This is a genomic window from Aquimarina sp. BL5 (assembly GCF_003443675.1).
GTDB lineage: Bacteria > Bacteroidota > Bacteroidia > Flavobacteriales > Flavobacteriaceae > Aquimarina.
The window spans coordinates 3,477,425-3,503,366 of the sequence record NZ_CP031963.1; the positions used below are offsets into that span (position 1 = coordinate 3,477,425).

Genomic DNA, 25,942 nt, shown 5'->3' on the forward strand with positions numbered 1-25,942 from the left:
AAGCAAAAATAGAATTTGTTCACCGATAATTATCATTTCTTAACAGATAGATTTTTGTATAATCTTAATGGAATATTACTTGTAGGAAAAACTTTTACAATATACTATAATTCATTCAATTCATACGTAAAATTAAAACCAATGCTATATATAATATGTTTTGCGGAAAATTCCCTAAAAAATCATAAAAAAAACCCAAAATCTTCAAAGTTTTTGGGTTCTTCTTTAATCTTATAATTATGTTATTCTACTTCTCTTCTGTAGCGGGTTTTTCCCCATTTAATTCGGCGATAATTTTATCTGTTAAATCTAATTCTTTCTTGGCATAAAAGATATTCTTTACCTCTGTTTCTCCATAGATATATGTATATCCATTGTTTTTCCCGTAGTCTTTAATAAAATTATCAACCTTCGCAATAATAGAATCAATTTCTGTCTGGCTACCTAGTTGAATCTCTTGCATTCTGGTTTGTTGTTCTCTTTGCAAACCTTGTTGCTTTGCCATCAACTCTTGCTCCTTCTTTTCTCTATTAGTTTTAGTCATAGATTTCATTATATTCTGATATCCCTGAACCTCTATCTGAAACTGTTTTGCTTTTTCTTCTAATTCTGCTCTAACTTCATTATTCTTTTTTGTCCACTTTTCCTTAGCTATTTTCATTTCACTAAAATCTGATACTACTTTAGTGTTATTTACATAACCAGTTTTTTCAATTTGTTGATTGCATGACGTCATTCCTATTAATGCAATGGCAATCCATATAAAATTTCTCATTATTTTAAAAATTTAGTTCTGCGCAAAAATATCAAAGTTCATCTGATGTTATACTCATAACTTCATCAAATTAAGAAGGTATAAGAAAAAACAATCACTCCTACCTAAGCGATTGTAAAAAACAATGAAGATTGATTAAAAATGCGCTTTTTTAAGCGTTTTTCTAAAAAAACCTAAGTATTATATCACAAAACTATTAGAAAAGCGCTTAAAAGTTCTTAAAAACAAAATTTATAAGCTTTTTAATATATATATGTGTGAAGAATATTCTTTTGAACGTTTTCCTTTAATATTTGATAGCAATCCAATCCAAATTGCTTTTGCAAAATTCATTTTTCCATTTTTGTATTTCTCTGACAAAAGAGAGACATAAAACGAATCAAACAATAATGGTTTCGTTTTCTCTAACATCATTCCTTCTTTCTCAAAAAGTGTTTTCATCGAATTTTTAGAAAAATGCCAAAGATGTCTAGGTACGTCATAAGCGGCCCAAAAGGATTTATAATAAAGAGCATCGTAGGATTTAAAATTAGGAACTGCTATAATCAAATGCCCTCCGGGTTTTAAAAGACGTTTCAATTCTTTTATCTGAGCTGACAAATCAGGAACATGTTCTAGTACATGCCACATAGTGATTATATCAAAGCTATTAGACGATAACTTAGTCGCATCCGGTTCTAAAACAATTCCTTTTTCTTTGGCGAGTGCCCTGGCCTGTTCATTTGGTTCGATCCCAATAACTTGCCAGTGTTTTTTATTCGCCTCTATTAAAAAATCTCCTGTTCCTGCTCCAATATCCAAAAGAGTTCCAGTTCCTTGATGCAACTTCGATATAAGTTTCACTTTCTTATTAAGTGAATATTTCTTTACAAGATGATATGTTTTTTCAAAAACAGTTCGTTTAGCATCTGTATGAGAAATATAATCTTCACTTTCATAATACTTTCCTAAACTATTTTCATCTGGCCTGGGAATGGTAACTAGCATATCATGATCTCTATCCTTATAAAGTTTAAACTTTTCGCCAGAAACGGTATGATCGAGACATTCTATATATATATTCGACTTTTCTCTATTCATTGTTTATTAAAAGAAACATTAACGTACTCTTGTTCCTTGATGTTGTTTATATTCACTAAAAATAATTTTCTTAAACATCTATCTCTTTCTATTAGATGATAACGACCTAGTGTCATTAGTTTAACATTTATCGGCTCGTTTCTAATCTTCAAAAACTTTGCGTCAAAACTAATTATTTTTCCTTCTATGGAAGCATTAAATTCTTTTACCGTTTATGGAGATATCAATTATAAAAAAATCAACACTCAAAAGGAATGCTAACAAAACCTTATTTACTTAAACTTCTATTCTCGCTATAATTCAAAAAATGTTCCACGTGGAACTATTGTTTAGTTGCATCGTGAATTTCGAGATCTAGTAATTCACTAAGTTCTTTTGCTTTGTCCAACGCTTTTTGATAATTGTCGGACTTATATAACGTAACTTTTCTATTATCTGTAAAAAATCGGACCACTAACTTTTCATGTCTTTCTTTGGTTCCGATTGCACTAACTGCACCCCATTCGTTATCCAAGCTAAAAGATCCAGAAAAAACAGAAATATAATCCGGATACTCCATCTCCAATTTTGATCTAAATAAAACAACACCAAAAACAGAAAACAATTTTTGGTTATCAAAGTCTTTATTAATTCTATAAGATGTCGAAAAACCAAAAACAAGTAAAGAACCCACGAAAAAAAGAAACCTCGAATAAAACGGGTCTGGTACTAACAGCAACATTACAAATGAAAAAACTAAAACAATAGTAGTTAAAATTCTTCCTTTTATAGCTTTATCTTGTTTACAGATCACGTAATCCATTATCTACCCATATAAACCAAAAGCACAGAAATATCACTTGGTGAGACACCACTTATTCTAGATGCTTGAGAAATCGTTGCAGGCTTAATTCTTGTCATTTTCTCACAGGCTTCATAAGAAAGAGATTTAAGCTTCGTATAGTCAAAATCTTTAGGAATTTTAATATTCTCTAAACGGTTTAATTTATCCGCATTATTCTTTTCCTTTTCAATATATCCAGAATACTTCACTTGTATTTCTGTTTGTTCTAGCACTTCCTTGTCCAACTCATTTTCCTCAATATATGCCGCGACCTTTTCAAAATGCCTAATATCATCCAATGTGATCTGAGGACGAGAAAATAACTTAAACATTTTACCACTTTGACTAATTAGTGAAGATTTCTTTTCCTCTAAAACAGGATTCGCTTCTTTAGGCGTTACACTTGTTTCTTTGAAAAATTGAACAAAAGCACTGGCTTTTTTTTCTTTCTCTTCCATCCTCTTCATTCTATCATCAGACGCTAATCCTATTTTATGAGACATCGGTGTTAATCTAAAATCAGCATTATCCTGTCTTAACAACGTTCTATATTCCGCTCTAGAAGTAAACATACGATATGGCTCTTCCGTTCCTTTTGTAATCAAATCATCTATTAAAACACCTATATATGCTTCACTTCTTTTAAGGGTAAATGCTTCCTCTTCTTTAACCTGTAACGCAGCATTTATTCCAGCCATTAATCCTTGAGATGCCGCTTCTTCATATCCCGTTGTTCCATTTATCTGACCCGCAAAAAACAATCCTGAAACCAATTTTGTTTCTAATGTGTGTGTTAGTTGAGTCGGCGGAAAATAATCATACTCTATAGCATACCCTGGTCTAAAAAACTTCACTCCTTCAAAACCAACTACCGATCGTAAAGCCTTAAATTGAACATCCTCTGGTAACGATGTTGAAAACCCATTTACATAAACTTCTACTGTATTCCATCCTTCCGGTTCTATAAACATCTGGTGCCTATCTTTATCGGCAAATCTATTTATCTTATCTTCTATAGATGGACAATATCTTGGTCCTATACTTTTAATCCTTCCATTAAACATTGGAGAACGATCAAAACCTTCTCTTAACAAATCATGAACTTCAGATGAAGTATACGTCATATAACATGATCTCTGATTCGTTAGTGGTTTAGACAAATCAGTATAACTAAATTTTTCTGGAAATTTATCACCAGGTTGCTCTACCATTTTAGAATAATCCAAAGATCTTCCATCTACCCTAGGTGGTGTTCCAGTCTTCATTCGTCCTGAATCAAAACCTAAATCTACTAATTGTTCAGTGATTCCAGTAGCAGCTCTTTCTCCAGCTCTCCCACCTCCAAATTGCTTTTCACCAATATGTATTAAACCATTGAGAAAAGTTCCATTCGTTAGAACAACGGTTTTTGCTCTCACTGCTATCCCGAGAGAAGTTCGTACTCCTTTTATCTTTCCATCCTCTACAATAAGACCGCTCACCATTTCTTGATAAAAATCCAAATTAGGTGTTCGCTCTAATAACAATCTCCATTCCTCAGCAAAACGCATTCTATCACTTTGCACTCTAGGACTCCACATCGCCGGTCCTTTAGACTTGTTCAGCATCTTAAACTGGATAGCTGTTCTATCACTCACGATACCACTGTATCCTCCAAGCGCATCAATCTCTCTTACAATTTGTCCCTTTGCAATTCCACCCATGGCTGGATTACAACTCATCTGAGCAATGTTTTGTAGGTTCATTGTGATTAGCAACGTGCTACAGCCTAAATTTGCGGCTGACGCCGCAGCTTCACTTCCCGCATGTCCAGCTCCAACCACTATAACGTCATACTCCTTATCAAACATAATACATCATCATTTGTTCCACGTGGAACAGTAAATATTATACGCGAAATTTGTTCCACGTGGAACAAATTCTTCTTATTATTGTTAGAAATGTTCCACGTGGAACATTTCTAATTTATCATTTTCCTTTTGTCTCATAACAGCACTTTCCTCTTCTGATTTATCTTTAAAACCACAAAAATGCAACACTCCATGAACTATAACTCTCCTTAATTCTTCCTGCTGAGATACTCCATATGTAATCGAATTTTCATTCACCCTTTCGTGAGAAATAAAAACATCTCCATGTAATTCATTTCCTAGTGAATTATCAAAACTAATAATATCTGTATAGGTGTCGTGATTCAAAAAATCCTGATTGATTTTTAATAAATACTCATCATTACAGAAGATAAAACTTATCTCCCCTTCCTTCTTTCCCTCAGATTTTATTACATTACGTATCCAAGAAGAAATACGTTTCTCATCAAGATCTATACTAACCGATTCGTAAAAAAAATTAATCATTATCTTTCTTAAAATACTCCTGAACCTTACGTTTATAATTTTGCCGCAAAGGTAATACTTGTCTGTTTAATATTTCAGTAGTATTAAAATATTGTTTTGCCTTTAGTATTTGCTGACTATTATCATTATCAAATTGCTTATTATTACTTTTGCTTTCTCTTCGTTCTTCTTCTCCTTGCTCAAAAGTTGCATCGTCTAATTTTAATAATTCATGCTTTAACTCCAACATCTTACTTAATGTTTCATTATTAAAACCTTTTTCTAATAACTCACCTTCAACCTGCTCCATTCTTCTTAGAAGATCACTACCCTTTCGATTACCAATACCTTGTTTTTTTAATTTATCCTGTAATGCATTTCTAAGTTGTTGTTGTTGCTTATAAATCTCATATAACTCTCCATTCATGTCTTCCTTCTGCATCTCGGATTCCCCATCCTTATTCTTTCCGTTCTTCCCCTTTTTATTACCATCCTTTCCGTCACCATCTTCTCCCTCGCCATTTTCACCTTTTCCGTTCTTCCCTTTTCCTTTCTTTCCTTCCTTTCCATTTTCCCCTTTCTCTCCAGAACCTTCTCCTCCAGATTCGCCTTCCTTTTCTCCTTTTTTCTTACCCTTTCCTTTCTTCGTTCCTTCTTCCATTTTCTCGTTTAACTCGTCCTGCTTTTTAATAATATCAGGCAATTGAAAACCTCTAGATTCACTTCCGCTTTTACCTTTACCAGAAGCAGACATACTATTCTGCATCTGATCCAAAGCTAAACTCAGAAAATACGCTAAATCATTAGAAGCCGTAACAGCATATTGTTGGTTTGCTGTTCCTTGAATCGTCTGATTTTCTGCTAAACGTTCTAGCGACTTATCTATATTAAATTCTATATCTGTTAATTTACCGGTAACCTCGTCAGAAATTGTCGGTGTTCGCAACGCTAATGCATATAGGCTATCATCAATATGTATGAAGTTTTCCCTGAGTATACTCTGTTTTTTCAGTTTAGTAGAATATGTAGGATTATCATTATTAATCCCTTTAAAACCTTTCATAAGTTCCTCTTGCTCCATTGAAAAATCTACCAGATTATCTAGAATCTGTCTTAGCATTTCCATATCCTCCTGTTGTTGTTCTCCTCCTCCCATCTCCATTTGCATCTGCATACCTTTGCTCATTTCCTTCATTTTTTGAGCAGCACTTTTTTGATTCTTTTTGGCATCAGACTTTTTATTTTTCTCTAAATTATCACTTGCATTTTCCTGTTCTTTTTTAATATCTTCTTCGTCCTTTTTATCCTGATCTAAATTCATTGGTTTCTTTAGATCTTTATTGTCCTCTCTAAGCTCTTCCATTTCCTTTTGGAATTTTTCAAACTCTTTATTTAATTTATCTTGATCTTCTTTTGTGTTTTCCTCATCATTTCTTTCTGATAACTTCTCCTGTTTTTCTGATAAATCGTCTAACCTTTCCGCTAGTTTCTCATGCTTTTCGATTACATAATACCTTTTTGTTAACTCCAATAATTGTTCTAAATTCTTCTTTAGATTTTTATTTTCCTTAGCCAACTCCTCTAGCTTCTCAGTCAATTCTTCCTTTTGAATTTTCTCTGATAACTTATTTATTTCCTCTAAAAGTTTTTCGTTCTTCTTCAACTTTTCTTCATTTCTTTCTAACATCTCCTTTAGTGCATCCTTGAACGGCTCTTCCTTTTTTTCGCTATCTAATTGCTCCAAATTTTCCTTAAGCTTCTTTGAAAAATTCTGCATCATTTTTTCTTGTTCCTTCTGGCGCTTTAAATAATCCTCAAGTTTTTTCTTGTCATTATAATCTAACTGCTTTTTCTCTTTTTGTAACTTACTTAGACTTTTTAAATCCTGCTCCTGCTCTTTAAACTTCTTCAATGATTTATTTAAACCAGATATAGCCTCGTTCTGTTCCTTTAGTTTTTTATCCTCTTCTTCTTCATTCGTTAACTTTCTAAAACCAAAAACCGCACTCTTTGTGCTTTTGAAATTATGAATTACATCGTTGTCAAAAACCTCAAAATAAAACTCATAATTAACACCATCCTTCAGCGCAAGGTTTCCAGGAAATGCATAAACAAACTCATCAAACTCAGTAGAATTTACTTTTAAATCATAAACATTCTTATCCTCTTGTTCATTACTATCATAATAAACCAAACGCAACTTACTCAATCCGTAATCATCGCTTACTCTACCATAAAAATACATCGTACTATTATCTACCGAATCCTTTTCTGAACTTAAATTAATTTCCGGATATTGATCCTTTACTACCCTAATATTAAAAGACAAATTATCATAATCTTTTATATTTCCATTAGAAGTCGTAATCTGATAATCCCAATCGGAGTACAAACTATTTTCATAATAAAAACTAGCATCCTTTCTATCAAATAACTCAATAGAATCATTTGATACCATATGTACTTTATCCGTGTTTCTAGTGTTTACTTTCCAAGCTATATTAGTTCCTTCTGGTACAATAGCGTTACCAGAACTTTCTAAAGATTCATCCTTTTTTTGTGTATAACTTGGATAATCCAACTCCATTCTAAAATCTAATAAAACAGGAACGGGCACTACACCCAAGGTGTACTGTTTTGAACTAACCTCATTAGATGACAATATAAAATCAATAGATTCCTTTGGTTGAATAAACGTATGTTGAAACTCTCCAACGCCAGTACTTTTTAGAAAATAAACTTCGTCATTATAATTAATACTTACGTTTTCGGGAACGATTTCACCTGTGGTTTTTACTTCTAATACAAAATCTCTACTTTCTAAAGCATTAAGACTGTTATTCTCCACAAAAAACTGAAAAGGTGCAGGCGGTTCATATGCCGTCTCGTAGTTTACAACTCTTTTATAACTTTCTGAAAACCAACTGTTTTTATTAAACAAACTTACTAGTAAAAAAACAGCAACTGGAACCAGTGCGTATTTAAGATATTTAATATTTTTCTTAAAATCTATCGCCAACTTAAACGGTATTGGCTTTAATTGCTGCGACTTTTGTTCTATACTAGCCAAAAGCAAAGAAGATGATCTCTCATTTTCACTAAGTTGCAAAAGATTCAACAATTTATCACTTACATCAGGAAAATGACTACCAATTATTTTAGATGCACTTAAATAGTCAATACCGCTGGCAAGTCTAAACAATTTCGCAACAGGTAACACAATAAATTTTATAAACAAAGATAGTTCGACCGCTACAAAGAGCCAGAACAATATAGTTCTCCAAGTACTATTCAACCATAAAAAGTATTCTACTAATAGCGTGATTAAAAAATATAAAACACCGATAGCGAAAAAAAGTATCACACCTTTTATCAACTCATTTATGTAATATTTTTTAATAAATTGTTCTAATTTATCTTTTATGAACTCGAAGTTATCCATTTTTAAAGCATTTCTTTTTCAGTAATCTATAAAACTACAACTTTATTTCTTATAGATTTGTTATATTTATTATAATTCAAATTCCTAGTATTTAAGCCCTTATGAAAGATTTAAAATATATCTCAGCATATTCAATTCCCGTAGTTGCTTTACTAAGTATATGGTTACAAGGTGTATATACATATTTAACTCCTATTTATGTTTTCGGTTTTATTCCTATTATTGAGTTATTTACTCCTTCTTCCGAAGAAAATCTGGACGACGACACACGTTTGTCTAAATCCAAAAGAAAGCTGTTTGATTGGCTCCTTTACATAAACCTTCCTATTATTTATAGCATACTATTTTATGCACTATATACCATATCGTCCTTTACCTTAGAAACTCATGAAATCGTAGGCATCATAATATCTACTGGTATCGTTCTTGGGGCTAATGGAATTAATGTGGGTCATGAATTAGGTCATCGTTTTTCTAAAGAACGATTTATTGCAAAGGCATTACTTCTACCCTCCTTGTATATGCATTTTTACGTGGAACATAATTTCGGTCATCATCTAAAAGCTGCTACCAATGAAGACCCTGCAACTGCCCGTTATAATCAACCTCTTTATTTTTTCTGGTTTAGCTCCGTTGTTGGACAGTACATAAGTGCCTGGAAAATTCAGACCAACTTATTAAGACAAAACAACCAATCCTTTATATCTGTAAAAAATGACATGTTGTGGTACCTTGTTATTACATCCGTTTATCTAGGTATTATCTTTTCCATTTTTAGTATTACAGGAATGCTAATTGCAGTATCCTGTGGAGTTGTTGGTTTCTTATTACTAGAAACGATTAATTACATCGAGCATTATGGATTATTGAGAAAGAAAAACAAATCTGGTAGATATGAACGCGTTCGTGAAATCCATTCCTGGAATTCTAACCATTTATTAGGACGTATTCTACTTTTCGAACTTACCAGACATAGTGATCATCATTATAGGGCTTCTAAAAAATATCAGATTCTCGATCATCATCAAAAAAGCCCTCAGCTCCCATTTGGTTATCCTACCTCTATGGTCTTATCTATGTTTCCACCTCTTTGGTTTCTATTAATGAATAAAAGAGTACCAAAAGAAATGAAACCGTAATTTAGCTATATGATGATTTATAGATTTATTGAAACAAATCTTTTTATATCACTTATTTAAGATTGTATCTTTGTCGCGACTTTTATAACCTTTAGTAGGGTTTAAAAAAAACAAGATCATGACAAAAAATATAAGGGTAAGATTTGCCCCAAGTCCAACAGGACCTTTACATATAGGTGGTGTAAGAACTGCCCTATTCAATTACTTATTTACAAAAAAAAATAAAGGAACCTTTGTTCTTAGAATTGAAGATACTGATCAAAACAGATACGTTCCCGGAGCCGAAGATTATATTATAGAAGCATTGAATTGGTGTAATATTCCATTCGATGAAGGACCAGGGAAAGATGGAGGTTTTGGACCCTATCGTCAGAGTGAAAGAAAACATTTATATAAACAATACGCTGATCAACTAATAGAAAATGGTCATGCTTATTACGCTTTTGATACCTCTGAAGAACTTGATGTTCACAGAAAAGATCATGAAGCTCAAGGAAAGACATTTATATATAACTGGCATAATAGAACAAAATTAAATAACTCATTATCCATTTCCGATGATGAAGTACGACAAAAAGTTAATTCCGGTGATCCATATGTAATTCGTTTTAAATGTCCTCAAGATGAAACGTTGCATCTCATTGATGAAGTAAGAGGAGACATAAAAATAGACACCAATGTATTAGATGATAAAATCCTATTTAAAAGTGATGGCATGCCTACCTATCACTTGGCTAATATTGTAGATGATCATTTAATGGAAATTACTCACGTGATTCGTGGAGAAGAATGGTTACCTTCATTAGCATTACATGTTTTACTTTATAAATCATTAGGATGGACAGCACCTAGCTTCTCTCATTTACCATTAATATTAAAACCTGTTGGTAAAGGAAAATTAAGCAAACGAGATGGTGACAAAATGGGATTTCCTGTTTTTCCATTACAATGGAAAGATCCAAAAACTAATGAAATTGCATCAGGATATCGTGAAGATGGATACCTTCCTGAAGCGGTTATTAATATGCTTGCTTTTCTAGGCTGGAACCCCGGAACCGAGCAGGAACTCTTCTCGTTAACAGAATTAATTAACGAGTTTGATCTAGCAAGAGTTAATAAAGCCGGTGCCAAATTTGATCCAGAAAAAACGAAGTGGTTCCAGCAACAACATTTTCAACAAGCAAATGTTAGCGTACACGTGGAACAATTAAAACAAATACTGTCTGATAAGAATATTTCTGCATCATTTGATCTTACTGAAGTTGTTAATTTAGTTAAAGAAAGAGCTGTTTTTTCCAAAGACCTTTGGGATCTTAGTATGTTTCTTTTTGTAGCTCCTACTGAATATGATCAGAAAGCAACCAAGAAAGCCTGGAAAGAGGACACTCCTACTCTTATGCAAGAGTTAATCAAAATTATTGATGATATAACAGAATTTACTTCCGAAAACGTTTCTACTATCGTAAAGGATTGGATTAAATCAAAAGAAATTGGATTCGGAAAAATTATGATGCCTCTTCGTATTGCTTTAGTAGGATCACTTCAGGGTCCTGATATTTTTGAAATTATCGAAATTATTGGGAAAGAACAAACTATTAATAGGATTGAATCCATTATAAAAAAACTATAACACTATTTTTATATCTAATAAATAACCCATTATTCTACCTAAGATAATGGGTTACATTTTTTATACCTGTAACATTTTTATATAAATGTATACATATATAATAAGTATTATAAAAACTGTTAACTATGGGAAATCATTTCTGAAACTTTCGGAACTTCCAGCGGTTTAGGAATGTCAACTCCAATGATAACTATACCAAAATAAAACACAATGATTTATAATTAATTAGTAAATTCATTACATCTAATAACATTTAATATAAAAAACAATGGGACTATATTTCATACCGATTATAATACTAGGATTTTTAATTCTAGTATCCGGAATATTTACTGTAAAACAACAGACTTCTGCAATCGTGGAACGTTTTGGCAAATTCTTAAGTATAAGAAATTCTGGATTACATTTTAAAATACCTGTCTTTGATCGTATTGCAGGTAGAATCAATCTTAAAATACAACAATTAGATGTCCTTGTGGAGACAAAAACTAAAGATGATGTATTTGTTCGTTTAAAAATTTCCGTACAATTTCAAGTAATTAAGGAAAAAGTATACGATGCCTTTTATAAATTAGAAAATCCACATGATCAAATTACATCATACGTATTTGATGTAGTACGTGCGGAGGTTCCTAAAATGAAACTGGATGATGTTTTCGAAAGAAAAGATGATATCGCAATTGCTGTAAAACAAGAGCTTAACGAAGCCATGGTCAATTATGGTTATGATATTATTAAAACATTAGTAACTGATATTGATCCTGATCTTCAGGTAAAAGAAGCTATGAACAGAATTAACGCAGCAGAAAGAGAAAAAGTTGCTGCAGAATACGAAGCAGAAGCAGAACGTATTAAAATTGTAGCAAAAGCTCGTGCAGAGGCTGAAAGTAAAAGATTACAGGGTCAAGGTATTGCAGATCAAAGAAGAGAAATCGCTAGAGGTCTGGAAGAAAGTGTTGATGTCCTAAATAACGTGGGGATCAATTCTCAAGAAGCTTCTGCCCTCATCGTGGTAACCCAACATTATGACACTTTACAATCCATTGGTGAAGAAACCAATAGTAATTTAATACTATTACCTAACTCTCCGCAAGCTGGTAGTGATATGTTAAATAATATGATCGCCTCATTTACTGCTTCAAATCAAATAGGAGAAGAAATGAAAAAACAAAATGCTAAAAAAGGTCTTGGTGGAAAGAAACCAGATGCATAGAATTAATTTATAAAAAAACAATACCCGATCATATTTTCTGATCGGGTTTTATTTTTTACCAATTTTCCGAATATCTATATCTACAAATTACTAATTTTGCCAAAAAAGAAAAATAAATCGATTTAAGAGCTTTTTTATAATAAAGTCATACAATTATATTGTGCAACTTTTATTTTCTCTTAGAGTCTTTAATATAAACTTGTTTTTAATAAGTAAAAACAATATCAAAATTTAATTAATAAGTATTCTTTATAATAAAAAGAACCCCCTACAAAACCCTTAAAATGAAAAATTACCTAATTATATTTCTATTTGTCTCAGGAAGTATTTTTTCTCAAAATATTAATAAATTAAAAAAACAAGCAATAAGAGATGCAAAATCCGTTTCTGAAGCTTCTGTGAAAAAAGATGTTAATACGCTTTTAGAATATACACACCCTAAAATTTATAAAAAATACGGAGAAGAGCAATTAAGAAATGATATTGATCAAGTCTTTAAAACCATGACTGCTCAAAAAATAAAAATTGTTAGTTCAAAAATTAATAAATTAACGGAAATCAAAAAAGAAAAAAAAGAATACCGTTGCCTTGTAAAAAACACGATAAAAATGGATTTTAATGGCAGAGCCATTACATTGAAAAGCTCATTGTTCGGGTTTTATGACAAGAAAAAAGAAAAATGGTATTTTATTGAATCTAATAAGCTATTAGATGATCCAGAAACTCAGAAAATCTTTAAGAATTTCGAAACAGAAATTGAAATTCCACAAGATGAGCAAATAGCTGATAATTAACACTATATATTATTCTTTACAATCAAAAATAGATTGTTGCACGTCATATTTATTACTATTGAAAATATCTAAAATTGAATGGTAAATAACATCTGTAGTGATGCTTTCTTCTTTTCTTTCTATTAGTGTATTTACTTTTTTTAGATATTTCTTTTTGAATAAATCCGAATACCATACTATCATTCCTGGATTTGTAAGACTCTTAAAGTGAGAATGTAACCATTTTCCATCCTCACCAAGTGCTTCACCATGATCAGATATATATATCATTAGAATAGGTTGATCTTGACCCTCTAAAATCTTTATTATCGTATCTAAAAAGTTATCTAAATACAAAATAGTATTGTCATATGAATTGATCATTTGATCACTTGTCATTGAAGGAATATATTTACTGTCTACTACTGGTATGAATTTTCTGAATTCATCAGTATACTTATCCTCATACCACCAATGACTTCCTATCATATGCAATGTAAACAAGCCGTTATTATGTTCAGAAATTTTCTCTTCAAATTGAGGAATTAAACTAAGATCTTGTTTCTTGTTAAAACTCCAAAATGATTTAAATTCATCAACAATAACCACTTCATTATTCGTCTCTACAATAGATTTATATGAACTTTCTAAAAGTTGATTTCCAATCCATTTTGTTGGAATATTTTTGGAGTTTATCATATCAAAAAGTGATATTATTGAGTCCTGAGAAACACTATAAATACCTTCATCTGTTAATATTCGTGGTAAGCTTAGTGCTGTGTTTGTTTTATTAGTATATACCTTATCAAAACTTACAATATTCTCCCTATTAGATAGCTTTGGTGTTGTTTCTCTCGAATATCCATTTAATTGTAAATGATCCGCTCTTACTGATTCTCCTAAAACCAAAACTACTTTAAGATCTTCCTCTTTTATATCATCCGTCTTTTTAATACTTTTTAATGGTAATTCTTCTTCTTCCCAATATGACACTACGCTATAAAAAAATGAATACGGAAGTTTGGTACTAAAGCTTTTAAGTCTTACCTGATCCATCCAGAAAAACAAACAAAACAGTCCTACACTAATTGGAAGAAAAACTAGGAAACCCCGTCTTTTTTCTAGTTGATCGTAATACTTAAAAACTAAAAACAAAACTCCGATCAAAACAAGTATGAAGCAAATTAATTGTATACTAATAAGATCTTTTGCAATGTATGATTTCGTTGTTAATGATGCATGTATTAAGGCAGAAGAAACCGAAATATCTATACTGTACACCCAAAACGAAAGAAACCCTAGTACTAAAAATAATAAAGAAAAAACTACTTTAAAGAGTACTTTAAACAATGAAATGATATATAATATCCCAGCAAATGTGGATTGAATGATACACAAATGAATAAGATAAACCAAAACATCTTTTCCTCCCTTAAGAGGAATGTGATAATACGATGAACATGTAATAAAAAGAGCAAAAATTACGTTTAATACCAAGTGAAAATAAATCACTTTTCTATGCTCTTTAAATTTCATTATTATAAAACAACTATATGGAAAACTTAGAGGCTATCTCTGATGCTTCCTTACTTAATAATTCATTAGTATCTTCTTTTCCTTTTACAATAAAATCCTTAGCTAACTGATCTGGTTGTATACCTTTTGTTTCTAAAACAACTCCTAATGCTAAGGTAATTACAATTCGTGTTCCTATTTTTTTAGCAGCAGTACCGTATAATGGTACTAGTTCATCTATCTCTACTTTCTTTGCAGCTTCTAAAATCTTTGTTTTAAGAGCCTCTCTTTTCTCTTCTGGCAAATTAGTATACTTCTTCCCTGCTCTTTTAATTTCATCAATTGCTGGTACTTCTCTTTGCTTATTTTCCTGTGGTTTACTATTATTAGATTGAGTATTCTTAGCAGGTTTAACTTTAGCCCATGTATCACGTAAACCAACTGTTTTATTAAATACCAAAGCATCAGATGTACTATCAGGATCCACATTAAAATATCCTAATCTTTGAAACTGAAATTGTTCTAATAATTTTGCATCTTTAAGACTAGGTTCTACATATCCTGTAATCACCTTTAGCGAATCAGGATTTAGGAATTCCATAAAATCTTTCTCTTTATGACTATCTGGGGCCTCATCATTAAATAAACGATCATACAATCTTATTTCTGAAGGAATTGCGTGTTTTATAGATACCCAATGTAATGTTCCTTTTACATTACGCTTGGATTCCTCAGTACCGCTACCAGATCTACTTTTAGAATCATATGTACAATGGATTTCTATAATATTACCATCGTTATCTTTTACAACACTTTCTCCTTTGATAATATATGCATTTTTAAGACGAACTTCTTTACCAAGTGTTAATCTAAAATACTTACGTCCCGCATCTTCTTTAAAATCTTCTCTTTCAATGTATAATTCTTTAGAAAAAGGAACTTGTCTAGAGCCAGCAGTATCATCTTCTGGATTGTTTTCTGCCTCTAACCACTCCTCTGTTTCATCAGGATAATTAGTAATTACTAATTTTACCGGATCTAAAACTGACATTACTCTAGGTGCTATTTTATTAAGATCTTCACGAACGCAAAACTCTAATAATGAAACATCAATAACGTTTTCTCTTTTCGCTACACCTACGGTTTCTACGAATTTTCTTATTGATCCAGGTGTATAACCTCTTCTTCTTAAACCAGAAATAGTTGGCATCCTAGGATCGTCCCAACCTTTCACGATACCGTCGTTAACCAATCTAAGCAATTTACGCTTACTCATAATCGTATAACTTAGGTTAAGACGTGCAAATTCTCTTTGTTTTGGTCTTATATTATCACTATAAATTTGATCTAAAAACCAATCATATAACTTTCTATGTGGTTTAAATTCTAATGAACATAAAGAATGAGAAATATTTTCTATATAGTCACTTTCCCCATGAGTCCAATCGTACATAGGATATATACACCACGTATCACCAGTTCTATGATGGGACTTTTTTAATATTCTATACATCAACGGATCACGCATCAACATGTTAGGATCCTCCATATCAATCTTGGCTCTAACTACATGTTCACCTTCGTCAAATTCACCTGCTTTCATTCTCTGAAATAAATCAAGATTCTCTTCTACAGATCTATCTCTGTAAGGACTATTCACTCCGGGTTCAGTAGTAGTTCCTTTTTGTTCGGCAATTTCTTCAGAAGATTGGCTATCTACATATGCTTTTCCTTCTTTAATTAACGCAACTGTCCAATCATATAATTGCTGAAAGTAATCAGAAGAGTAACACTCCTTATCCCATTGATATCCTAACCACGAAATATCTTCTTTAATGGCATCTACATACTCCTGTTCTTCTTTTGCTGGATTTGTATCATCAAAACGCAGGTTTACCGGTGCGTTATACGTAAGACCTAATCCAAAACTAATACCTATTGCCTTGGTATGACCAATATGTAAATATCCATTAGGCTCTGGAGGAAAACGAAAACGTAAATCCTCCGGATTCATTCCATTTGCCAAATCTTCTTCTACAATATGCTCTAAAAAATTGAGTGATTTTTTTTCTTCTGTCATTGGTAAAAAATAAAGTACAAAACTACCTAATATTTCTAATGATACACAACAATTGTATAATATCTGTTTGATAACTATATCACTTATATAGAAAAGGGTCCTTTTCCTGTAAATTCTTACTAAAGATTCTATTACCTTTGTAAAAAAAATTTGTGGGATTAATTACGCTTAAAAACATCAAGATATATGCTTATCATGGGTGTCTGGTAGAAGAAAAAAAAATTGGTTCTGATTATAGGGTTGACTTAAAAATTAAAGCAAATCTTAATACGTCTGCTCACTCTGATCATCTTGCTGACACTGTTGATTATGTGCATCTTAATCATATTGTTAAAGAAGAAATGGCTATTCGTTCTAAATTACTTGAACATGCTGCGGAACGAATTTTAACTCGTATATTAGATGAGTTACCTTTGGTAGATAAAGCAACAGTTGATGTTTCTAAAATTAACCCACCAATTGGAGGAAATGTACAGATGGTTACAATTACTAGAAGTAAAAAAAGATAAATAAATCTGAAGTAATCATAAATTTTTTTACATTTGCCCTCGAAGACAAAAAGGGTGTCGTGGCCGAGTGGCTAGGCAGTGGTCTGCAACACCATCTACAGCGGTTCGAATCCGCTCGACACCTCAAAAAAAAGTCCTGTATTAAATTACAGGACTTTTTTTATTTAAAACTAGCATCTGGTCTAATTTTTTCAATCTTATCCTGAATTTTCTTTTCCATAGTATCAGGAAGAACACCTTTCAGAATCAGAAAAACTCCAAAAACTACCATAATCATGCTAATCGCTCTTTTGATTATATATGTGCGTTTAGGAGTTAATTTTCTTTTAAGACGTTTAGCTAAAAGCATTTTAAGTATATCAATAAATAAATATGTACAAAGAACCATCACAAAAAATAGAACAATTCTATTGGTATCCATATCCATTTGAGGACCTGCAACTACAATAATTCCAATCCAAAAAGCTAAAACGCCAATATTTATAAAGTTTAATAAAAACCCTTTAAAAAAAAGCATAAAGTAATTATGCTTATTTATAATCTCTACAGAAGTATCTCTTAGTTTGTTATAATTTTTTCTTTCTTTAATAAAAGAAATAGAACCATACGTAGCTAATAACATCCCACCAAAAATAAACAAGGCGGGATCATCTTTTATTTTTTCTAAAATTTGATTTGTACTGAAATACGCAATTAAGATAAACACTATATCCGCAAATATAACTCCCAAGTCCACGGCTAATGCTGCTCTAAATCCCTTTATAGCCGCAGTTTCTAGCAAAACAAAAAATACTGGCCCAATCAAAAAGGCTAATATAAATCCTAAAAATATTGCTGCTTGAGCGTCTTGAAACATAGAATTTAAGCGTGTTTCTTACAAATTTAGAAAATAGAACTTAGTTTACCTCTATAATTTTACCTCCAAATACTTTTTTTCCATCAACTTCTTTTGGGTTTCCATAAATTCTTATAGTACCACCTGCAGCTGTATTAGCTTTTACGTAGTCACTAGCATTAACATTTGCTCTACCACCGGCACTAATCTTTACTTGTGTTCTTACTGTTTTTAAGTCTTCTGAAATAAATTGTCCTCCAGCCTTAACAGTTACTTCCTGTTCTTCAGCGCTTCCTTCTAAATGTAATCCTCCTCCGCTAACAGCTCGTGCTAATAATTTATCAGTTTTTATTTCTGCATATATATCACCACCTTCTTGTGCTCTTAGATCCAATTCTGAAGCCGTTACTACACCTTTCACCATTATCTTAGCTCCTTCATTTACATCTAATTTTGAAATATCTGTATAATACACCGTAACATTGGTATCATTGGTATCCCAGGTATTACTTAAAGACATTTTGATTTTTAGAACATTATCTTTAATAACTACATCCACTTCCTTTCTACTAATACCTGATATTTCTACCTTATTTTCTGATCCATTGATAAGTTTAACTTCTATTTTATCAAAGACTTTAAGTTCATTAAAATCTCCTACATTTTTTGTTATAACCTTTTGAGCATTCAGCATGGATACAACAAATACTAACGAAAGAAATACTACTTTTTTCATTTCCTAAATAAATTTAAAATTGATAAATGTGTGATTTATATTTTGAATAACGATTGCTACTGTACTTTATTCTAATTCTTGTTTGCTACCTAGTAAAGTAAAGTCTAAATGTCTTTTAATAAGATCTGCATTTTTTACTTTTACATATACCTCATCCCCTAACTGATATACTTTTTTAGAATTTTGACCAATCACTGCATATTCGTCCTGATCAAATACATAATGATCATCACTCATATCCTTAAGACGGATCATTCCTTCGCATTTATTACTAATAATCTCTACGTAAATACCCCATTCTGTTACACCAGAGATTACTCCTAAGAATTCTTCCTCTTCATGATCCTTCATAAATTTAATCTGCATGTATTTTATAGAATCTCTTTCTGCACTTGCAGCCAGATTTTCCATAGAACTACTATGATTGCATCGTTCTTCATATTCCTCTTCTGAGGCAGATTTTCCACTATCCAAATAATGTTGTAGCAAACGATGTGCCATAACATCCGGATACCTTCGTATAGGAGAAGTAAAGTGAGAATAATAATCAAAAGCTAGTCCGTAGTGTCCAATATTATGAGTAGTGTATTCTGCTTTACTCATACTTCTAATGGCTAATGTATCTACAAGATTTTGTTCTTTCTTTCCTTGAACATCTCTTAATAATCCATTTAGTGAATTAGTCGTAGTCTTACGATCTCTTAAATCCAGTTTATAACCAAATCGTCCTATAACGTTTTGTAAAGCTGCCAACTTTTCGTCATTAGGTTCATCGTGAACTCTGTATATAAATGTTTTCTTTGGATTTTGCTTTCCAATGAACTCTGCGACCTTTTTATTAGCAAGTAACATAAACTCTTCAATAAGCTTATTTGCATCCTTAGAAGTCTTAAAAAACACTCCTACCGGATTGTTTTCTTCATTTAGATTAAATTTTACTTCTACTTTATCAAAAGAAATAGCACCTTGACCCATTCGTTTCGCACGCATAATCTTAGCTAGTTCATCCAATTTCAGAACTGCATCCGCTATTTTTTGATCTGCTTTATACTCTTTTCCCGTAAGAGAAATTTCATTAGGAATAGTATTTTCCCTAGTTTCTATGATATGTTGTGCTTCTTCATAAGCAAAACGGGCATCAGAATAGGTAACTGTCCTACCAAACCATTGGTTTTTAATTTCAGCTTTGTTATTTAGTTCAAAAACAGCAGAAAATGTATACTTTTCTTCGTGTGGTCGTAAAGAACAAGCATTATTTGATAAAACTTCTGGAAGCATAGGCACTACTCTATCTACTAAATACACAGAAGTTGCTCTTTCATAGGCTTCTTCATCCAGAATTGTTCCTGGCTTTACATAATGTGATACATCCGCAATATGAATTCCAATTTCATAATTACCATTTTCTAAAACCTCAAATGATAGTGCATCATCAAAGTCTTTAGCGTCTTTTGGATCAATAGTAAAGGTTAGCGTTTTGCGCATATCTCTACGATTTTTAATCTCTGATTCCTGAATAGAAGTATCTATTTCATTTGCATACGTTTCTACTTCTACCGGAAATTCGTATGGTAAACCGTATTGTGCTAATATGGAATGAATTTCTGTATTATGCTCTCCTGGTTTACCAAGAACTTTTATCACTTTTCCGAATGGGGAATCTGCTTTTTCAGGCCAATCTTCTAGTTTGACCAATACCTTATCACCATCTTCTGCATCTTTTATTTTATTTTTCGGAACGAAAATATCTGTATACATCTTACCGTCCTGCATATTTACAAATGCATAATTCTTCTGTATTTCGATTACTCCTACAAACTCCTCTTTCTTTCTAGAAATAATTCTTGTGATCTCTCCCTCACTCTTACCTCTGCGCTTACGTTTGTATACATATACTTCAACTTCATCTCCATGTAGCGCTTTATTAAGATTATTATTTGGTATAAAAATGTCATCTTCCAGATCGGTAACTATCACGTATCCAGAACCTTTAGATGTAATATCCAATCTTCCAGAATATGTATTAATATTAGGTACAATTTTAAATTTTCCTCTACCTATCTCTTCTATTTCTTTTTTTGCTGCAAGCTGTGATAATTTCTTAATTATCTGATTCCGACTACTAGGGTCGTCTACACCAAACTTAGCAGCAATTTGTTTATAGTTAAAAGATTGGTTTGGTTCTGATTTAAGTATTTTGAGTATTCCTTGGGTGATATTTTCTATTTTCGGAGACTTTTTTCCTCTTCTTCTTTTTCTTTTCATTAATGTCTTTTAAATAATCTAATATAAAATTACAGCTTATCTTTTAACATAAGTTGTTTTCTGTATAAACTTTTATTAAATATTAAATTTTATTATTGTTTATAGTTAAAAAAATATATTATCTGTAAATCAATACATTACAAATAACTATTATCAACAAATCTTCTTATTTTTCTTAAAATTTACTTAATTTTAAAATACCAAGATCGTTATTTGTTCGTTTGCTACTAAGTATATGATACCTAAAATCAAAAAAATTCATAAAATTATATTTCTATTTACACTAATATTTTTATTAGGTATATATTATTCTACGCTTTATATTGGAAATACAATGGATCAGAAAACAGATACCAATGAGAAATCAGAAATAAATGGTGCTATACACTCTGATAAGGAAGCTACACAAATTAATTAACTCTTTTTTATATAATTTGTATATTTAGATAATCTATTATCTGGATTATTTCTATGAAAGATTTTATTACAATTGCAACCTTTACGTATCCAAACGATTATGCAATATTACGACTTCTTTTGGAAAGAGAAGGAATTTCTTATTTTTTTGAGAACGAAACAATGATCGGGGTCTTTCCTTTTTACTCAAACGCTCTAGGCGGTATAAATCTTAAAATTCATCGAAAGGATCAAATAAAAGTGCAAGAAATCATAGATGATCTTAACACGAATTCACACCTTAGAATTATATAATCTAATAAACTATCTTTTTATAGTTTTCAACATATATTATATATATACTTTTCTTTTCTTTAAAATTAAAAAATAAAAATGATGATTATAATGTAGTGTTGATAGCGGTATAACTTTATTAAATTTTATTTGGTTATTGAGTTAGTTTGATTTTTCAAATATATATCAACAACATATGAATAGGGTAATCAATTGAAAATGTTATAAAAATGAATTTTAATTAACAACTGTTCATATTTTATAAACACAAGTTTTTATTAATAGTTTTATGGTAAAACCATAGTTAATAATGACAATTTATTGTTTAAAAACTTAACTAGAAAAAGGTGGTAATAAATTTTGATATGTGATTAGTAATCGTGTATTGAAATAATATTTAGAATCACCAAAAAAAGTTTCTCAATTTTAGGAACTATTTATACACATGTAATGTTAACAGGAGGTAAGGGGTTATTAACATTAAGGTAATATTGGGTTAATTTATTGATTTTTTGAACCTTACTTTTTTTGTTTAAAGTATCTTTGCTTTCAACAAAAAATCTTAATCTCTAAATAATTTAAAAACTAAAAAGTTGTGAAAATAGCTATTGGAAATGATCACGCGGGAACCGAATACAAATTTGGAATAATAACATATTTAAAAACTCAAGGAATAGAGGTTATAAATTATGGTACGGATGAAAATAGCAGTGTAGATTATCCGGATTTTGTTCATCCTGTAGCAAAAGATGTAGATACTAATAATGTAGATTTTGGAATACTTATTTGTGGTAGTGGAAACGGTGTTTCAATGACAGCAAATAAATATAAAAATGTTCGTGCTGGTTTATGTTGGACAAAAGAAATAACTGAATTAACTAGACAACATAATAATGCTAATATTATAAGTATTCCGGCAAGGTTTACATCCTTACCACAAGCTATTGAAATGGTCAAAACTTTTTTAGAAACAGAATTCGAAGGAGGAAGACATCAGAATAGAGTAAATAAGATCTCTATGTGTTAATTAAGAGTATACATGGTAAAAACGCACGCTCATAACCATCATACACATTCACATCCAAAATTAAGAGGGCGTAACTTATTAGTTTCTATTTTATTAAACATTGTAATTACGGTTGCACAGGTTATAGGTGGTATAGTTTCAGGAAGTCTTTCTTTACTATCAGATGCACTTCATAATTTTAGTGATGTACTTTCTTTGATTGTTAGTTTTTTTGCCAATAGATTAGCAAAAAAGGAAGCATCTATTCAAAGAACTTTTGGATTTAAAAGAGCAGAAATAATGGCTGCTTTTATAAATGCCTCTACGCTTATTGTTGTGGCTATTTTTTTGGTTGTAGAAGCGATAGAGAGACTGCAAAACCCACAAGAAATTACAACTCAGACGGTCATTATATTATCTTCTGTGGCTATTGTAGGTAATGGTATAAGTGTTTTGTTGTTAAAAAAAGATAGTAAGGTGAATATGAATATGAGATCTGCATATTTACACCTTATTACTGATATGATGGCGTCAGTTGCAGTTTTGTTAGGAGGGTTATTAATGAAATTTTATCAAATATTTTGGATAGATAGCCTCCTTACTTTTATTATCGCTATTTATTTGATTGTTGTTGGATATGATTTATTAAAATCGTCTTTTAAAATATTAATGTTATTTACTCCAGAAAAAATTGCTGTAAAAGAGATTGTAAAAGTTGTGAATAATTTACCAGAAGTTAAAAGTATTCATCACGTACACGTATGGCAGCTTAATGAAGAAGAAACACATCTAGAGGCACATATAGATTTTGATAATGATATTCAGGTGTCCAGATTCGGAGAAATACTTCATATGATAGAAAATGTATTATATGATAAATTTGGTATAAACCATGTTACTTTACAACCGGAGTATAACAAAAATGATAGTAAAGATATTATCGTACAAGACTGATATATGGATATTGAATTTAGAATTAAGCGTTTTGACGAGTTAGAGCTTATAGAGCTGTATAAAATTTTGCGCTTACGTGCTGAAGTTTTTGTGGTAGAACAAGATTGCGTTTATCAAGATATTGATAATAAAGATCAAAAAGCCCTTCATGTGATAGGATACAAAAATGATGAAGTTGTAGCTTATACAAGAATATTTAATACTGGGGATTATTTTGAAAATGCCAGTATTGGTAGAGTAGTAGTATCAGAAAATGCCAGAAAATATGGCTACGGACATAATCTGATAAAGAAAAGTATTGAAGGGATACAAGAAGAATTCCAAACAGATCAGATCAAAATATCAGCGCAATGTTATCTTGAGAAATTTTATAAAAAACACGGATTTAAACAAATAGGAGAAGAATATCTGGAAGATGGTATTCCACACATAGCAATGATTAGGTCTTAATAACAAAAAAACCATCCGCCGTCGCGGATGGTTTTCATATATAGAACCTTAATTATTTTAAGATTTTATCATATTGGGCTTTGTTTCCTAAAATCTCTTTACTCTTTTCAATTTCTGGATTATGGTTTATGTAGTAATTATATAGACCTTCTCTATATGAATAGCGCTTTACTATCTCATCCGTAAGTAAATTTGCAATTTCCGTTTTGTATGTATCCAATCCTTTTTCTTTAGAAGTTTTGATAGATGCTAATAAAGCATTATAACTCTCAGAAATATCTTCATCAAGCTTATCTCTTTTAGCTACTTCTAAGGATTTTTTAAGAGACTTCTCTGTGGCAGTTTCATAGTCGAAACCGCTTTGTTTTACAAATTTTTTAAAATCTTCGTAGTCTTTATCAGTAAACTTGAAATTGGCGATATTATCGTTTGGATGAGCATAATAATATCTTGTTCCGTAATCAAATATAGCATCTGATTGAAGTAGAGAAGTGGTTATATTACTAAATTTTGAAGTTTCCATTTCGATATCTGGTTGAATTCCTCCTCCATCATATACAGTTCTTCCTTTTTTTGTTTTAAAAGCTTTAAAATCTTTTTCACTTATGCGAACAGCTTTATTATTTTCATCCCGATTCCAATAATCCAGCGCTTGTATACACCTTCCACTTGGCGTATAATAGCGAGATATTGTTATTTTTAGCTGTGTCCCATAAGTAAGTTTTTTAGGGCGTTGCACTAGCCCTTTACCAAAACTTCTAGCGCCAATCACAACACCTCTATCTAAATCCTGAATACTTCCGGCAACAATTTCACTAGCAGAAGCACTTCTGCCATTTACTAACACCACTAAAGGAATCTCTGTATCAACAGGAGTTTTTTTCGTGAAATACTCTTTATTATATTTTTTTACAACTGATTTGGTTGTGGTAATAAGTTCTCCTTTAGGTACGAATATGTTGGTGACATTAATAGCTTCGCTAAGTAAACCTCCGGGATTTCCTCTTAGGTCTAGAATAATTTTATCCGCTCCTTTAGCTTTTAGATCTTTTAAAGCAGCAACAGTTTCTGACGAAGCTTTGTTATTAAATTTAGATAGTACAATATATCCTGTATTATCATCTAATAATGTAGAAAACGGAACAGCTTTTACTTCTATTTCTTCTCTGGTTAGGATTGTGGTTTTTGTTTGATCTTGCCTTTTGTAAGTAATTTCTACTTTGGTACCACTAGCTCCTTTAAGAAGCTCTCCTGCATCTTCTTCAAAATCTGACACAGTTACATCACCAATCTTAATAATTTCATCTCCAGCCTTAAGACCAGCTTTGTCTGCAGGATAATCTTTATAAGGTTCTACAATGATTATTTTATCCTTAACGGTTTTAACCGAAGCACCAATACCCGTATATTCTCCGGCATTTCTAATTTTGGATGCTTCTACATCTTGTTCGTTCCAATATTTAGTATATGGATCTAAATCATCTAGCATAGCCTTAATAGCAGTGTCCATAAGTTCTGCAGGATTCGTCTCATCCACATAATTCATGTTTAACTCTTTAAACATGGTAGTAAAAATTTCAATCTGTTTGGCGATTTCAAAAAAATCGGATTTAAAACTTACTGTAGATAATAGAATAATAACTGCAACTGCAGGATAAAGGACTCTCTTTTTCATACGTTTTATCTTTTTC

Annotated in this window: 21 protein-coding genes and 1 tRNA gene; 10 read left to right on the forward strand and 12 right to left on the reverse strand. The window is 31.4% G+C overall.

Annotated features, from left to right (window positions below; genetic code table 11):
* Window positions 1–247 precede the first annotated feature (247 nt).
* From D1818_RS14535 to D1818_RS25375, 6 genes are all read right to left on the reverse strand, one after another.
* Window positions 248–775 (reverse strand): OmpH family outer membrane protein, encoded by a 528-nt coding sequence (locus D1818_RS14535; RefSeq protein WP_118459723.1) that lies wholly within the window; start codon window positions 773–775, stop codon window positions 248–250.
* 231 nt (window positions 776–1,006) lie between these two features.
* Window positions 1,007–1,855: a bifunctional 2-polyprenyl-6-hydroxyphenol methylase/3-demethylubiquinol 3-O-methyltransferase UbiG gene (locus tag D1818_RS14540; RefSeq protein ID WP_118459724.1), complete on the reverse strand. Its 849-nt coding sequence runs from the start codon at window positions 1,853–1,855 to the stop codon at window positions 1,007–1,009.
* A 322-nt stretch (window positions 1,856–2,177) separates the two neighbouring features.
* Entirely contained in the window at window positions 2,178–2,657 is a 480-nt protein-coding gene (locus tag D1818_RS14545) for a hypothetical protein (RefSeq protein ID WP_118459725.1), read from the reverse strand.
* On the reverse strand, window positions 2,657–4,528 hold the full coding sequence (gene mnmG, locus D1818_RS14550) for a tRNA uridine-5-carboxymethylaminomethyl(34) synthesis enzyme MnmG (RefSeq protein WP_118459726.1): 1,872 nt from the start codon (window positions 4,526–4,528) through the stop codon (window positions 2,657–2,659). The genes D1818_RS14545 and mnmG overlap by 1 nt, the downstream gene beginning before the upstream one ends.
* Window positions 4,529–4,612: 84 nt before the next feature.
* Window positions 4,613–5,035, reverse strand: coding sequence for an rRNA maturation RNase YbeY (ybeY, locus tag D1818_RS14555; RefSeq protein WP_118459727.1), 423 nt, complete (start codon window positions 5,033–5,035; stop codon window positions 4,613–4,615).
* The gene (locus D1818_RS25375) at window positions 5,028–8,456 is read right to left on the reverse strand and encodes a DUF4175 family protein (RefSeq protein ID WP_158597036.1); all 3,429 of its coding nucleotides are present in this window, start codon (window positions 8,454–8,456) and stop codon (window positions 5,028–5,030) included. Before D1818_RS25375 ends, ybeY begins: the two co-directional genes overlap by 8 nt.
* Window positions 8,457–8,557: 101 nt before the next feature.
* Here D1818_RS25375 and D1818_RS14565 point away from each other — a divergent pair, with 101 nt between their 5' ends.
* The 4 genes from D1818_RS14565 to D1818_RS14580 all read left to right on the forward strand — a co-directional run bounded on the left by D1818_RS14565 (window position 8,558) and on the right by D1818_RS14580 (window position 13,232).
* Window positions 8,558–9,595 carry an alkane 1-monooxygenase gene (locus D1818_RS14565; protein WP_118459728.1) on the forward strand — a complete coding sequence of 346 codons (1,038 nt, stop codon included), beginning with the start codon at window positions 8,558–8,560 and terminating at the stop codon, window positions 9,593–9,595.
* Window positions 9,596–9,713: 118 nt separating this feature from the next.
* Window positions 9,714–11,225, forward strand: a complete 1,512-nt coding sequence (gene gltX / locus D1818_RS14570) for a glutamate--tRNA ligase (protein ID WP_118459729.1) — start codon at window positions 9,714–9,716, stop codon at window positions 11,223–11,225.
* A gap of 268 nt (window positions 11,226–11,493) precedes the next feature.
* A complete protein-coding gene (locus D1818_RS14575; protein ID WP_118459730.1) occupies window positions 11,494–12,438 on the forward strand; it encodes an SPFH domain-containing protein in 945 nt (314 codons plus the stop codon).
* Window positions 12,439–12,722: 284 nt separating this feature from the next.
* Window positions 12,723–13,232, forward strand: a complete 510-nt coding sequence (locus D1818_RS14580; protein WP_118459731.1) for a hypothetical protein — start codon at window positions 12,723–12,725, stop codon at window positions 13,230–13,232.
* A 9-nt stretch (window positions 13,233–13,241) separates the two neighbouring features.
* Here D1818_RS14580 and D1818_RS14585 read toward each other — a convergent pair whose 3' ends face one another.
* Together D1818_RS14585 and D1818_RS14590 are read right to left on the reverse strand one after the other, a co-directional pair.
* Window positions 13,242–14,747 carry a phosphoethanolamine transferase gene (locus tag D1818_RS14585; RefSeq protein WP_118459732.1) on the reverse strand — a complete coding sequence of 502 codons (1,506 nt, stop codon included), beginning with the start codon at window positions 14,745–14,747 and terminating at the stop codon, window positions 13,242–13,244.
* A 13-nt stretch (window positions 14,748–14,760) separates the two neighbouring features.
* Window positions 14,761–16,806: a glutamine--tRNA ligase/YqeY domain fusion protein gene (locus tag D1818_RS14590; protein ID WP_118459733.1), complete on the reverse strand. Its 2,046-nt coding sequence runs from the start codon at window positions 16,804–16,806 to the stop codon at window positions 14,761–14,763.
* A gap of 152 nt (window positions 16,807–16,958) precedes the next feature.
* On the opposite strand from D1818_RS14590, the gene folB reads away from it, so the two are divergent.
* Together folB and D1818_RS14600 are read left to right on the forward strand one after the other, a co-directional pair.
* Window positions 16,959–17,315: a dihydroneopterin aldolase gene (gene folB, locus D1818_RS14595; protein WP_118459734.1), complete on the forward strand. Its 357-nt coding sequence runs from the start codon at window positions 16,959–16,961 to the stop codon at window positions 17,313–17,315.
* A 53-nt stretch (window positions 17,316–17,368) separates the two neighbouring features.
* A tRNA-Cys gene (locus D1818_RS14600) sits at window positions 17,369–17,439 on the forward strand.
* A 36-nt stretch (window positions 17,440–17,475) separates the two neighbouring features.
* Here the strand turns inward: D1818_RS14600 and D1818_RS14605 are convergent.
* From D1818_RS14605 to rnr, 3 genes are all read right to left on the reverse strand, one after another.
* Window positions 17,476–18,171, reverse strand: a complete 696-nt coding sequence (locus D1818_RS14605; protein WP_118459735.1) for a LysE family translocator — start codon at window positions 18,169–18,171, stop codon at window positions 17,476–17,478.
* 40 nt (window positions 18,172–18,211) lie between these two features.
* Window positions 18,212–18,886, reverse strand: coding sequence for a head GIN domain-containing protein (locus tag D1818_RS14610; protein WP_118459736.1), 675 nt, complete (start codon window positions 18,884–18,886; stop codon window positions 18,212–18,214).
* A gap of 66 nt (window positions 18,887–18,952) precedes the next feature.
* The gene (gene rnr / locus D1818_RS14615; RefSeq protein ID WP_118459737.1) at window positions 18,953–21,151 is read right to left on the reverse strand and encodes a ribonuclease R; all 2,199 of its coding nucleotides are present in this window, start codon (window positions 21,149–21,151) and stop codon (window positions 18,953–18,955) included.
* Between the two features lie 471 nt (window positions 21,152–21,622).
* Between rnr and D1818_RS14625 the strand changes: the two genes are divergently transcribed.
* From D1818_RS14625 to D1818_RS14640, 4 genes are all read left to right on the forward strand, one after another.
* On the forward strand, window positions 21,623–21,862 hold the full coding sequence (locus tag D1818_RS14625) for a DUF2007 domain-containing protein (protein ID WP_118459739.1): 240 nt from the start codon (window positions 21,623–21,625) through the stop codon (window positions 21,860–21,862).
* A 574-nt stretch (window positions 21,863–22,436) separates the two neighbouring features.
* A complete protein-coding gene (gene rpiB / locus D1818_RS14630) occupies window positions 22,437–22,868 on the forward strand; it encodes a ribose 5-phosphate isomerase B (protein WP_118459740.1) in 432 nt (143 codons plus the stop codon).
* Window positions 22,869–22,880: 12 nt separating this feature from the next.
* Window positions 22,881–23,801 (forward strand): cation diffusion facilitator family transporter, encoded by a 921-nt coding sequence (locus D1818_RS14635; protein WP_118459741.1) that lies wholly within the window; start codon window positions 22,881–22,883, stop codon window positions 23,799–23,801.
* Window positions 23,802–23,810: 9 nt separating this feature from the next.
* On the forward strand, window positions 23,811–24,251 hold the full coding sequence (locus D1818_RS14640) for a GNAT family N-acetyltransferase (protein ID WP_118463766.1): 441 nt from the start codon (window positions 23,811–23,813) through the stop codon (window positions 24,249–24,251).
* 52 nt (window positions 24,252–24,303) lie between these two features.
* Here the strand turns inward: D1818_RS14640 and D1818_RS14645 are convergent, their stop codons facing one another.
* Window positions 24,304–25,926, reverse strand: coding sequence for a S41 family peptidase (locus tag D1818_RS14645; protein WP_233558486.1), 1,623 nt, complete (start codon window positions 25,924–25,926; stop codon window positions 24,304–24,306).
* Between the last annotated feature and the right edge of the window lie 16 nt (window positions 25,927–25,942).

Bases quoted from the DNA above. Each gene is read 5' to 3' on its own strand.
- D1818_RS14625 (WP_118459739.1), top strand. From the start codon at position 21,623: ATGAAAGATTTTATTACAATTGCAACCTTTACGTATCCAAACGATTAT.
- D1818_RS14545 (WP_118459725.1), bottom strand. From the start codon at position 2,657: ATGGATTACGTGATCTGTAAACAAGATAAAGCTATAAAAGGAAGAATT.
- D1818_RS14605 (WP_118459735.1), bottom strand. From the start codon at position 18,171: ATGTTTCAAGACGCTCAAGCAGCAATATTTTTAGGATTTATATTAGCC.
- gltX (WP_118459729.1), top strand. From the start codon at position 9,714: ATGACAAAAAATATAAGGGTAAGATTTGCCCCAAGTCCAACAGGACCT.
- D1818_RS14580 (WP_118459731.1), top strand. From the start codon at position 12,723: ATGAAAAATTACCTAATTATATTTCTATTTGTCTCAGGAAGTATTTTT.
- D1818_RS14635 (WP_118459741.1), top strand. From the start codon at position 22,881: ATGGTAAAAACGCACGCTCATAACCATCATACACATTCACATCCAAAA.
- D1818_RS14535 (WP_118459723.1), bottom strand. From the start codon at position 775: ATGAGAAATTTTATATGGATTGCCATTGCATTAATAGGAATGACGTCA.
- ybeY (WP_118459727.1), bottom strand. From the start codon at position 5,035: ATGATTAATTTTTTTTACGAATCGGTTAGTATAGATCTTGATGAGAAA.
- D1818_RS14645 (WP_233558486.1), bottom strand. From the start codon at position 25,926: ATGAAAAAGAGAGTCCTTTATCCTGCAGTTGCAGTTATTATTCTATTA.
- D1818_RS14590 (WP_118459733.1), bottom strand. From the start codon at position 16,806: ATGACAGAAGAAAAAAAATCACTCAATTTTTTAGAGCATATTGTAGAA.
- mnmG (WP_118459726.1), bottom strand. From the start codon at position 4,528: ATGTTTGATAAGGAGTATGACGTTATAGTGGTTGGAGCTGGACATGCG.
- D1818_RS14575 (WP_118459730.1), top strand. From the start codon at position 11,494: ATGGGACTATATTTCATACCGATTATAATACTAGGATTTTTAATTCTA.
- D1818_RS14610 (WP_118459736.1), bottom strand. From the start codon at position 18,886: ATGAAAAAAGTAGTATTTCTTTCGTTAGTATTTGTTGTATCCATGCTG.
- D1818_RS14585 (WP_118459732.1), bottom strand. From the start codon at position 14,747: ATGAAATTTAAAGAGCATAGAAAAGTGATTTATTTTCACTTGGTATTA.
- D1818_RS14540 (WP_118459724.1), bottom strand. From the start codon at position 1,855: ATGAATAGAGAAAAGTCGAATATATATATAGAATGTCTCGATCATACC.
- rnr (WP_118459737.1), bottom strand. From the start codon at position 21,151: ATGAAAAGAAAAAGAAGAAGAGGAAAAAAGTCTCCGAAAATAGAAAAT.
- D1818_RS14565 (WP_118459728.1), top strand. From the start codon at position 8,558: ATGAAAGATTTAAAATATATCTCAGCATATTCAATTCCCGTAGTTGCT.
- D1818_RS25375 (WP_158597036.1), bottom strand. From the start codon at position 8,456: ATGGATAACTTCGAGTTCATAAAAGATAAATTAGAACAATTTATTAAA.